This window comes from Flavobacterium sp. (genome assembly GCF_027533505.1).
Taxonomy (GTDB): domain Bacteria; phylum Bacteroidota; class Bacteroidia; order Flavobacteriales; family Flavobacteriaceae; genus Flavobacterium.
This window is the reverse complement of sequence record NZ_JAPZUB010000062.1, coordinates 24,341-31,559: the sequence shown is the minus strand read 5'-3', so window position 1 is coordinate 31,559 and position 7,219 is coordinate 24,341. Positions and strand designations below refer to the sequence as shown.

5 protein-coding genes are annotated in these 7,219 nt (G+C 42.3%); 3 read left to right on the top strand and 2 right to left on the bottom strand.

Features of this window, described 5'->3' with window-relative positions:
- Positions 1–247 precede the first annotated feature (247 nt).
- Positions 248–763: a hypothetical protein gene (locus O9316_RS12200; RefSeq protein WP_073363216.1), complete on the bottom strand. Its 516-nt coding sequence runs from the start codon at positions 761–763 to the stop codon at positions 248–250.
- Positions 764–914: 151 nt separating this feature from the next.
- Here O9316_RS12200 and rpmH point away from each other — a divergent pair, with 151 nt between their 5' ends.
- From rpmH to O9316_RS12185, 3 genes are all read left to right on the top strand, one after another.
- Positions 915–1,076 carry a 50S ribosomal protein L34 gene (gene rpmH / locus O9316_RS12195; RefSeq protein WP_056072822.1) on the top strand — a complete coding sequence of 54 codons (162 nt, stop codon included), beginning with the start codon at positions 915–917 and terminating at the stop codon, positions 1,074–1,076.
- 163 nt (positions 1,077–1,239) lie between these two features.
- Positions 1,240–4,092 carry a carbamoyl-phosphate synthase large subunit gene (gene carB, locus O9316_RS12190; protein ID WP_298204841.1) on the top strand — a complete coding sequence of 951 codons (2,853 nt, stop codon included), beginning with the start codon at positions 1,240–1,242 and terminating at the stop codon, positions 4,090–4,092.
- Positions 4,093–4,159: 67 nt separating this feature from the next.
- Positions 4,160–5,116: an ion channel gene (locus O9316_RS12185; protein ID WP_298204840.1), complete on the top strand. Its 957-nt coding sequence runs from the start codon at positions 4,160–4,162 to the stop codon at positions 5,114–5,116.
- Positions 5,117–5,169: 53 nt separating this feature from the next.
- On the opposite strand, the gene O9316_RS12180 is transcribed toward O9316_RS12185, so the two are convergent.
- A complete protein-coding gene (locus tag O9316_RS12180; RefSeq protein WP_298204839.1) occupies positions 5,170–7,203 on the bottom strand; it encodes an FG-GAP-like repeat-containing protein in 2,034 nt (677 codons plus the stop codon).
- Positions 7,204–7,219: the final 16 nt, after the last annotated feature.

The window sequence follows — 7,219 nt, the reverse complement described above, 5'->3', positions numbered from 1 at the left end:
ACAATCTAAAGCTCCGATTTAACCAAATTAAAGAACTAATTATTTTTTGGTTACAATTATTGTTCAACTTTTTCACTAAAAATAAAACCACTATTTTAATCGAAATTTAAAATAGTGGCTTTTTAAGGAATGACTAAATAGTCGTTAGCCATTAGTCGTTGGACGTTAGTCATGTAGGACTTGTAAGCACGCTAATTTATAATTTATAATTCAACATTTAAAATAACCTACCCCGTCAAGGCTTGCATTAAATGCGTTTCAATTGTTCTTTCATCATCGTGATTTGTTCTTTCAGCATGCCTTGCTTGTCGAGTTTTTTGACCTCGTTGATCAAGTTGGTGGCTTCCATTTTTCGGCGGCGTGACAAAGCAATCCCCGCCAAATTGAGTTTGGCCACCGCCAAGTCCATGTCCATATTCAATCCCAATTCAATGGCTTTTTTGAAAAATTTCTCGGCTTGATTCAAGTTGGTTTGCGACACCATCAACCCCTGCAAATAGTTGTAATAGCCTTGTTGTTTGCGAATCAAAGCCGTTTCAGGATTTTTAATTTTGGACAACCATTTTTGAGCACCCGGGAAATTTTGTTTCCGCATTTGTAAAAACGCCAACAAAATGTACTCATTACGGAAGTATAAGGCCAACGGAATCAAAGCGACAAGAATCAAAAAAATCCCATTACCAATGTTGTTTTCGGTGAATTGCCATACCGCTGCTGCAAAAATCAGTACGGTTAAAACGATCTTACTATTTCTGTGAAACATGAGGGTAAAATTTAGGTTGCAAATGTAGTAAAAGGAATTTGAAATATTTTTAAAAAAGCACTTGCAAGTAATAAAAAGCTTTGTATATTTGCACTCGGTTTTGAAAAGCCGTAGACAGCGAACAAGTACCAGATTTTAAAGATATCGAACAATGAGTAAAAGAACATTTCAACCCTCGAAAAGAAAAAGAAGAAATAAACACGGGTTTATGGAGAGAATGGCTACTGCAAATGGTAGAAAAGTCCTTGCTCGTCGTCGTGCCAAAGGAAGACATAAGTTGACGGTATCTTCTGAACCAAGACACAAGAAATAATAATGATGTTTCCATCATAGAATAAGGCGTTACTTTTATCGGTAGCGCCTTTTTTTATGCTGTTTATAACTAATGATAAGTTGGCAACACCAATTTTTTCAAAAGTTTTGGAAACCCACTAATTTTGACACACACAACCTAAACGACTAAACTACTACACCACATGCCGAAAGATTCCGCTATCAAATCCGTTTTGATTATTGGTTCAGGTCCGATCATCATTGGTCAAGCCTGTGAATTTGACTACTCTGGGTCACAATCGGCCCGCTCCCTTCGCGAAGAGGGTATCGAGGTCATCCTCATCAATTCCAACCCTGCCACCATCATGACCGACCCCGCTATGGCCGATCATGTGTACCTTAAACCACTGACCACCAAATCGATTATCGAAATCCTCAAAGCCCATCCCAACATCGATGCTGTACTTCCCACAATGGGCGGACAAACGGCCTTAAACTTGTGTTTGGAGGCGGAAGAAAAGGGAATTTGGAACGATTTTAAGGTACGTTTGATTGGGGTTGATATCAATGCAATCAACGTTACCGAGGACCGCGACCAATTCAAAACCTTGTTGAGTGAAATCGGAATTCCCTATGCGCCCGCCAAGACGGCCAATTCGTTTTTGAAGGGAAAAGAAATCGCCCAAGAGTTTGGATTTCCCCTCGTGATCCGTCCTTCGTTTACCTTGGGGGGAACAGGAGCTGCTTTCGTACACCGCAAAGAAGATTTTGATGAATTGCTAACCCGCGGGTTGGAAGCGTCCCCCATACACGAAGTGTTGATTGACAAGGCTCTTTTGGGGTGGAAAGAATATGAATTGGAATTACTACGGGATCAAAATGACAATGTCGTCATCATTTGTTCTATCGAAAATATGGATCCTATGGGAATTCACACTGGCGACTCGATTACTGTGGCGCCAGCGATGACCTTGTCGGATCGTACCTTCCAAAAAATGCGTGACATGGCGATTCACATGATGCGCTCGATTGGAAACTTTGCGGGAGGATGTAATGTGCAGTTTGCCGTTTCTCCCGACGAAAAAGAAGATATCGTGGCGATTGAAATCAATCCACGGGTATCGCGCTCTTCGGCCTTGGCGTCAAAAGCAACAGGCTACCCGATTGCCAAAATTGCGACCAAATTGGCGCTTGGGTATACGCTCGACGAATTGCAAAATCAAATTACCAAATCGACCTCGGCTTTGTTTGAACCCACCTTGGATTATGTGATTGTGAAAATTCCACGTTGGAACTTCGACAAGTTTGAAGGCGCCGACCGAACCCTGGGCTTGCAAATGAAATCGGTAGGCGAGGTCATGGGAATCGGACGTTCCTTTCAAGAGGCCTTACACAAAGCTACCCAATCGTTGGAAATCAAACGCAATGGATTGGGCGCCGATGGAAAAGGGTACAAGAATTACGAACAAATTATCGAAAAACTCACCTATGCCAGCTGGGATCGCGTGTTTGTCATTTATGATGCCATTCAAATGGGGATTCCGTTGAGTCGTATTCACGAGATTACCAAAATCGATATGTGGTTCTTGAAGCAATACGAGGAATTGTATTTGTTGGAAAAAGAAATTTCAAACTACCGTATCGATACCCTTCCGAAAGAGTTGCTCTTGGAAGCCAAGCAAAAAGGCTACGGCGACCGTCAAATTGCACACATGTTGGGCTGTTTGGAGAGTCAGGTGTACCGTTTACGGGAAGAAATGAATGTACGACGCGTGTACAAATTGGTAGATACCTGTGCCGCTGAATTTAAAGCACAAACGCCTTATTATTATTCGACTTTTGAAGCTGCAATTGAAACGGCCTCCGGAGAACGCTATACCGCCAATGAAAGTGTGGTCACCGACCGTAAGAAAGTTGTAGTATTGGGATCGGGTCCTAACCGTATTGGTCAGGGTATTGAGTTTGATTACTCTTGTGTACACGGGGTTTTGGCGGCCAAAGAATGTGGCTATGAAACCATCATGATCAATTGTAATCCCGAAACGGTTTCGACGGACTTTGATACGGCTGATAAGTTGTATTTTGAACCCGTGTTTTGGGAGCATATTTACGATATTATCCAGCATGAAAAACCCGATGGCGTGATTGTACAATTGGGGGGACAAACGGCGTTGAAGTTGGCGGAAAAATTAAACCGCTACGGCATCAAAATCTTTGGTACCAGTTACGATGCCTTGGATTTGGCTGAAGACCGCGGTCGTTTTTCGGGTTTGTTGAAAGAATTGAATATTCCGTATCCCAAATTCGGAGTAGCCGAAAACGCCGATCAAGCCTTGCAATTGGCTGATGAATTGGAGTTTCCGCTCTTGGTACGCCCTTCCTATGTATTGGGGGGACAAGGGATGAAAATTGTCATCAATAAACAAGAGTTGGAGGAACATGTGATTGAAATTTTAAAACATATTCCCAACAATAAATTACTCCTGGATTACTACCTCGATGGTGCGATTGAAGCCGAAGCCGATGCGATTTGTGATGGTGAAAACGTGTATATTATCGGAATTATGGAGCATATCGAACCTTGTGGGATTCACTCGGGCGATAGCAATGCGACCTTACCGCCCTTTAACTTGGGAGAGTTTGTGATGCAACAAATTAAAGACCATACCAAAAATATTGCGTTAGCCCTTCAAACCGTGGGACTCATCAATATTCAGTTTGCTATCAAAGACGATATCGTCTACATCATTGAGGCCAATCCGCGTGCCTCACGAACGGTTCCATTTATTGCTAAAGCGTATGGCGAACCCTATGTGAATTATGCCACCAAGGTGATGTTGGGCGAGAAGAAGGTGACCGATTTCAATTTTAATCCGAAGTTACAGGGTTTTGCCATCAAGCAACCGGTATTTTCATTTAATAAATTCCCCAACGTTAACAAGGCCTTGGGTCCTGAAATGAAATCAACTGGCGAGAGTATTTTGTTTATTGAGGATTTAAAAGACGATCAGTTTTACGATCTGTATTCCCGACGAAAAATGTATTTGTCCAGATAAGTATAGTACCGCTCTTCGGAGCGGTTTTTTTGTGTAAAATGTGTAGTTTTACCTTAAAATAACCCCTATGGATTTTCGAAAAACTTTCAATACACAAGCCAAAACAGAAGCCAATACAGGTTTAGGAACGAATGCTTCCAGTTATGGGGGACGTTTCTTTACCAAATCGGGTAAGGCCAATATACGCCTTACGGGATTTCCTTTTTTGGACACCATCAGCTGGTACCATACGATGCTAACATTGCCACGATGGAAGTTTCTATTGATCATCCTTTTGTTTTATTTTTTGGTAAATGCTTTTTTTGCTACCCTTTACGTGCTCATTGGCGTAGATCATCTCAATGGAGTTACTGCCACATCGCCTTGGGATGCTTTTGGACAGGCATTCTTTTTTAGTGTGCAAACGTTTACCACAGTTGGGTATGGACATGTGAGTCCCCGTGGATTTTTGGCAAGTTTTGTAGCCGCAGTAGAAGCGTTGTTTGGATTGTTGAGTTTTGCCATCGCTACGGGTTTGTTTTACGGACGGTTTAGCCAACCCAAAGCGCATCTTTTGTTTTCCAACAATGCGTTGATTGCGCCTTATAAAGACGGAACCGCCTTGATGCTGCGTTTGTGTCCGTATAAGAATGTCAATTTATCCGAGGCAGAGGCGCGGGTTACCTTGGGGATGCATGTAGAGGAGAACGGGCAAAAAGTCAACAAATTTTTCACCTTGGAGTTGGAGTTGGATAAAATCAATGCACTGAATCTTAATTGGACCTTAGTACATCCGATTACACCACAGAGTCCGTTGTATCAATTCACCGAAAATGACTTTCAGGATACGGTAGGAGAACTCATCATTTATATCAAAGTATTTGACGATATGTTTAGTACTTCGGTGGTAAAACGTGCTTCGTATACCTTTGATGAGGTTGTCTATGGCGCTCGCTTTTTACCCATGTTTTCCCGTGATGGTTACCAAAGAAAGACATTGTTGCACATTGACAAGCTGCATGCGTTTGAAAAAGTTACCCTATAAAAAAAGCTCCGATGTACTCGGAGCTTTTTGGTATTTTCTATTTTGGGTTGGTATTAGTTTTTCACAATCTTCTGCGTGAATTTAGCCCCATTAGCATCCATAACCATCAACAAGTAATTGCCATTTTCTAAAGATTGTAATGAGATTGACTCATTTTCAATTTTGGACGACAAGACCAAGCGTCCATTTAAGTCGTACACTTCCGCTTGAACGGCTGTAAATCCTTCTTGTGTTTTAATAGTCAATAGGTTACGTGTTGGAATAGGGAACACACTCACAGTTGTGTTGTCAAAAGAAGGATTGTTTAATGTAGACCCTTCCGTAACGGTCAACAATTGATTAATGGTAGGGTTGTTGATCGTATCAACCACCCCTGAAGGCCAACGGATAATTACTTGCGTAATCGCTGTGTTGGTACCAATTCCAAAGTGCGCATTGATAGAACTCATATATTTGAAGCCCTCACCACTGCGTACGTCACGAATTTGTTTTCCGAAAGCGCCATAGATTTCCACGCGCGCTCCGATACCGTTGCTGTTGCTTTGTACGCCGTTTAAGCGAACTTTTAACCAGTTGTTTCCGTTGGGAACGGCATAACGAATAGTAGATCCGTTTTGAATGTCTAAGAACCCATCGTTGTTTAAGTCGCCCACAGCCCCAACACCAATACCTGTGTAAGTTACGCCTTGGAAGGTGTTGTTTCCTTGGTTGAACATGATTTTGTTTCCACCACCCAATACGTCTACTTTACCGTCGTTGTCAAAGTCGTAAGCGATATTATCAATATTGGTTGATGTATTGGTATCCCAACCTGATCCCGTCGTAATATTGGTGAAAGCACTTAACGTACCGGTAGTTTCGAAGTTATTTCTAAAGAAACGGTGTGATCCAGCACTGGCCGTGATAATCACATCCATATCACCATCGTTGTCAAAATCAGCAATTCCCGATGACCATGTTTGAATCGGAGTGACATTTACTCCTGTAGCTGCAGAAACGTTGGTATAGGTTGTACCGCCATCGTAACGAATCAATTGGCATGGAGGGCCAGAACATTTTGAAATAAATACATCCGAATCACCATCGTTGTCAAAATCCGTAAATAGTGTGGCATAATTTCCACCTCCATTACTGATGGCCATCGCGCCAGGCGTTACATTCGCTTGATAGTAGGTAAGATTTCCAGCGCCATCATTCAAATAGTATACATTTTCATTGATGTCATGACACGAGAAGATATCCAAGTTGCCGTCTTTATTCAAATCGGCAAAGTTGGTGCGTTGACAGAAGATATACTCTCCGGGAGTAATTCCAGTATATTGTGTACCGTTATTGCTAGAACGTAAGATAGATAAACCTTGACCTGCTCCTAAAACAATATCATTGTAGCCGTCTTTGTTGTAATCCCCAGCAGCCAAACTCCATGAAGGGTAGAAGTTTACATTGGAAAAAGGATAACTTACAATGTTGAAGGTACCTGGAGTAGCGGTTTGGTAATGAATTTTCATCGTTCCGGTACTAATCCCCACGATGTCATCCAATCCATCATTGTTCATATCAACCACACAGATATTGTATTGGTTGTTGATGGTAGAAACCGTTTGTGCATTGTACGTTATGGGTGCTGTCGGTTGAACCACGACAGGATTTTCAATTAATTGAAAGGTAAACCCGTTGCTTGTCCAGCGGTTGTCCCAAACGATAGTGTAGGTTGTTCCCGCGGTTACGTTGAAGGTAGCCACCGAAGAATAATTCTGACCGCTATCATCATCACCATCAAAACACACCATTGAACCGCATGAACCTGTAAAGATATGCACACGGGTATCTACTCGTGGCGAATTGGCGGCAATGTCAGACGTGATGGTCACGGTGTAGTTTTGCGTTGGGGTATAGGTATACCATTCCGCTTTTCCACTAGCGGGCAAGGCTCCGTTGTCTGCACAATAGGCAGGGGGTAAGTCGGTACCATTTACGGCAGTCACCACATGGGTTCCCGCGGTAATGGGTAATGCAGTTGCGCAGGTGTCCTGAGCTTGCGTCAATCCTACAAAAAGGAAAGATAGGAATAAAGTAATTTTTTTCATAAAGTTGTTAAGTGGT